At 68.9% G+C, this 3,943-nt stretch carries 5 protein-coding genes; 2 read left to right on the top strand and 3 right to left on the bottom strand.

Features of this window, described 5'->3' with window-relative positions; genetic code table 11:
- On the bottom strand, nucleotides 1–791 hold a 791-nt coding region (cynR, locus tag FFS27_RS29915; protein WP_137952419.1), incomplete at its 3' end, for a transcriptional regulator CynR.
- A gap of 114 nt (nucleotides 792–905) precedes the next feature.
- On the opposite strand from cynR, the gene cynT reads away from it, so the two are divergent.
- Both cynT and cynS read left to right on the top strand, forming a co-directional pair.
- Nucleotides 906–1,568 (top strand): carbonic anhydrase CynT, encoded by a 663-nt coding sequence (gene cynT, locus FFS27_RS29920; RefSeq protein WP_003139674.1) that lies wholly within the window; start codon nucleotides 906–908, stop codon nucleotides 1,566–1,568.
- Nucleotides 1,569–1,607: 39 nt separating this feature from the next.
- On the top strand, nucleotides 1,608–2,078 hold the full coding sequence (cynS, locus tag FFS27_RS29925) for a cyanase (protein ID WP_003088707.1): 471 nt from the start codon (nucleotides 1,608–1,610) through the stop codon (nucleotides 2,076–2,078).
- A 37-nt stretch (nucleotides 2,079–2,115) separates the two neighbouring features.
- Here cynS and FFS27_RS29930 read toward each other — a convergent pair whose 3' ends face one another.
- Together FFS27_RS29930 and FFS27_RS29935 are read right to left on the bottom strand one after the other, a co-directional pair.
- Nucleotides 2,116–3,069: a FecR family protein gene (locus FFS27_RS29930; RefSeq protein WP_021264710.1), complete on the bottom strand. Its 954-nt coding sequence runs from the start codon at nucleotides 3,067–3,069 to the stop codon at nucleotides 2,116–2,118.
- Nucleotides 3,066–3,572 (bottom strand): sigma-70 family RNA polymerase sigma factor, encoded by a 507-nt coding sequence (locus FFS27_RS29935; protein WP_009315649.1) that lies wholly within the window; start codon nucleotides 3,570–3,572, stop codon nucleotides 3,066–3,068. Before FFS27_RS29935 ends, FFS27_RS29930 begins: the two co-directional genes overlap by 4 nt.
- Nucleotides 3,573–3,943 lie beyond the last annotated feature (371 nt).

A 3,943-nucleotide genomic window follows, 5' to 3' on the forward strand; every position in this document is an offset into this window, starting at 1 on the left:
ACCTGGCGGGTCGGCAGCGCCGGCCGCAGCGCCACACAGCGCAACCCGGCCTGCTGGCGCGCCACCGCCTCCGGCAGGATGCTGGCCAGCCGTCCGCGGCGAACCACGTCGACGATGGCGCTGATCGAGTTTGCCTCCAGCGCCACCCGCGCCGTCACCCCTTGCTGGCGCAGGTAAGCGTCGATGTGCCGGCGCGTGGCGAAGTCGTCGCGCAACAACGCCAACGGCAACTCCGCCAGCGCTGCGGCGGCCAGCGGTGCGTCCGCCGCCGGGTGTTCCGCCCCCAGCACCAGGCCCAGGCGCTCCAGGTAGAGCGGCTGGCTGTCGATCTCCAGCGAACCCGGCTCGCTGAAGGCCACGCCAAGGTCCAGGCGATCGTCGATCAGCGCCGCCTCCAGGGCGTCCTGGGGCAACTCCTCGAGGCTCAACTCGATGCCCGGATAGCGCTGATTGAACGGATCCACCAGGGCGCCCACCAGATAGCAGGTGAAGGTCGGCGTCATGCCCAGGCGCAGGCGGCCGCGACTGAGGTCGCGCACCTCGTGGATCGCCCGTTGCGCCGCTTCCAGCTCGCGCAAGGCACGCCGCGCATGAAGCAGGTACAGCTCGCCGGCATCGGTGGGACGCACGCTCCTGCCGGAGCGGTCGAGCAATTGCACGCGCAGTTGCTCTTCCAGTTGCCGCACCTGCTGCGACAGGGTCGGCTGCGAAACGTGCAGCGCCTCGGCGGCGCGGGTGAAGTTGCGATGCTCGGCGACAGCGAGCAGGTAGCGCAGGTGGCGAAGCAGCATGGGAACATCCAACTATAGGCCAGACCAATGATTGGAATAATAAACCGGTCTTGGACCCTATGGCTCAATCCGCGCATCCTGGCCCCACCATTCGACGGCCAGGAGCCCAGCGCCATGCGTGACATCATCGACGGCTTTCTCCGCTTCCAGCGCGACGCCTACCCGGCGCGCTCGCAACTGTTCAAGTCCCTGGCCACCCGGCAAGCCCCCAAGGCGCTGTTCATCGCCTGCTCGGACAGCCGGGTGGTCCCCGAGCTGCTGACCCAGCGCGAGCCCGGCGAACTCTTCGTGATCCGTAATGCCGGCAACATCGTCCCCGGCTACGGGCCGCAGCCCGGCGGGGTCAGCGCCTCGGTGGAATACGCGGTGGCGGTGCTCGGGGTCGGCGACATCGTGGTCTGCGGCCACTCGGACTGCGGCGCGATGGGCGCCATCGCGTCCTGCGCCTGTCTCGACCAGTTGCCGGCGGTGGCCGGCTGGTTGCACCACGCCGAGGCCGCACGGGCGATGAACAGCGCCCACGAACACGCCTCCGAGGCGGCGCGGCTGGACGCCCTGGTGCGGCACAACGTGATCGCCCAACTGGCCAACCTGCGCACCCACCCCTGCGTCGCCCGCGCCCTGGAACAGGGTCGGCTGAACCTGCACGGCTGGGTCTACGACATCGAAAGCGGCCGCATCGACGCCCTCGACGGCGCCAGCCGGCGCTTCGTCTCCCTCGCCGAGCATCCCGAAGTGCGCGCGGTAGGCGGCGACCCCGGGCAGGCGGTCGCCTGAATCCCTTCCCTCACAACCACCCGCAAGGAGAGTCATCCCATGCAACACAGCCAAGTGTCCCCCAACGCGCGCCAGCAACTGGCCGAGACCGTGGTCCTGAACAAGGCCCGCCTGGGCCTGTCCTGGCAGGATCTGGCCGACGGCACCGGTCTCGCCCTGACCTTCGTCACCGCCGCCCTGCTCGGCCAGCATGCCCTGCCAGAGGCGGCGGCGCGCAAGGTCGCCGCCCAACTCGGCCTGGACGACGACGCGGTGCTCCTGCTGCAAAGCATCCCGCTGCGCGGCAGCATTCCCGGCGGCATTCCCAGCGACCCGACCATCTATCGCTTCTACGAGATGCTGCAAGTCTACGGCAGCACCCTGAAGGCACTGGTCCACGAACAGTTCGGCGACGGCATCATCAGTGCGATCAACTTCAAGCTGGACATCAAGAAGGTCGAGGACCCGGAAGGCGGCTCGCGGGCGGTGATCACCCTCGACGGCAAGTACCTGCCGACCAAACCGTTCTGAAGCGTCGCGCCGCCCGGCTCGCCGCCGGGCGCGCGCCTCAGCGGCTGGCGATGCTGACCCAGTAGGGCCCGTGGTAGTCCATCCGGATCGGCAGGCTCTGCTCCAGCAATGCCAGCGCCACGCCGCTGTCGTCCAGCGGGTAGATACCACTGACGCGCAGCGCCGCCGCGTCGTCGGCGACGCTGACGATGCCGCGGCGATAGGCGCGCAACGCCTCCAGTACCTCCCCCAGCGGACGGTCGCGGACCTCCAGCCGGCCATCCAGCCAGGCGCTCTCGCCGCCTTCGGCAGGACCTCGGGCGAGAATCGCCGAGGCGTCGAAACGCGCGCTCTGGCCGCGCTCCAGCAGGCATTGCCGTCCGTCGGCCGTGGTGATCCGCACCCGCGACTCGAGCACCACCACCCGCGAGCTGGCACCGTCATCGCTGACCTGGAAGCGGGTTCCCTGCGCCTCGACCTGGCCGCGCCCGGTGTCGACGACGAACGGCCGCGCCGGATCCCGTGCCACGTCAACCAGCAGGCGCCCCTCGCGTAAGCGCAGGCGACGCCGGTAGCCATCGAATTCGGGGCGTACCCGGCTGCGCGCGTCCAGCACCAGTTGGCTGCCATCCTCCAGGCGGAAACTCTGGCGTTGTCCGGTGCCGGTATACAGGTCGCCGGGCCAGGGGAAGCCGACGATGCCGATCCGCCCCAGCGCCAGCGTCGCCACGCCGAACGCCGCCAGGCCGAGGCTGCGCTGGAGAAACCGGCGACGGGCGGACGGCGCCTCGAGGGCTCCGATCAATTGCTCGGCGCGCAAGCCGTGCAAGGGCTCGTCGCGAAACGACTGCAAGCCCAGGCTGAGCCGGTCGAACACCGCACCGTGCTCGGCGTCGGCCTGGCGCCACTGCTGGAACGCCAGGCGCTCCTCGGCGCCGGCATGGCCGGATTGCAGCAGCGCCATCCACTGCGCCGCTTCGTCGAGGATGCGTTCGCGCCTTCCCTGGCTCATTCGGCAAGCACCTGGTAGCACTGCTTGAAGCCCTCGACCATGTACTGGTGGATGCGGCTGACGGAAACCTCCAGCAAGCCGGCGATCTCCACGTAGGTCAGTCCGCCGATCTGGCTATGGATGAAGGCGGCGCGGGCCTTCGGCGACAGCCCGGCGAGCATGCGCTCCAGGCGCAGCAGGGTTTCCACCACCTGGGCCTGCTCCTCGGCGGACGGCGCGAGGGCATCCGGAAGCCCGGCCAGGCTTTCCAGGTAGGCGCGTTCCAGGTCCTGGCGCCGCCAGCCGTCGTACATCAACCGGCGGGCGATGGTGGTGAGCAGCGCGCGCGGCTCGCGGATGCTTGCCGGGTCCGGCAGGGCGAGGACCTTGAGGAAGGTTTCCGAGGCGATGTCCTCGGCGCTGTGGGGGCAGCCGAGGTAGCGCCGCAGGCGCCCGCTCAGCCAGGAATAATCGTTCTGGAACATCAGGCCGACGAGGCGATTGCGTGTCTGATCCATGCCCATTCCGCACTCTCGTGCTACGGGCCTGCGCCACCGGGCGTCGGGGTGGCAGGCGAAACCTTGATCGGCGGGAGGCGGCGCCGACGTCGGATTGCACGTGTCCCTCCCGCAAACAGCGATGGCAGACCGCCGGGGCCTGCGCGGAAGGCAATATGCCGCAGAAGCCAGAACGCAAAAAAGAATATTAATTAAGGTGTACTTAACTTTTTGGCATTAGAAGATCGCCATCCCGCGACGACTGTCGTCATTCCTTACGAAATGGCAACGCCGCGAGCCGCGGAAAGCGGCATACTCGTCAGCTTGTTTCGCCGCGTCGACAGCGCCCGCACCAATGTCCGCCTCGCTCCCCAACGACACCCCGCCCAACGACACCC

It is taken from the genome of Pseudomonas sp. 2VD (genome assembly GCF_005503585.1).
Taxonomy (GTDB): domain Bacteria; phylum Pseudomonadota; class Gammaproteobacteria; order Pseudomonadales; family Pseudomonadaceae; genus Pseudomonas; species Pseudomonas aeruginosa.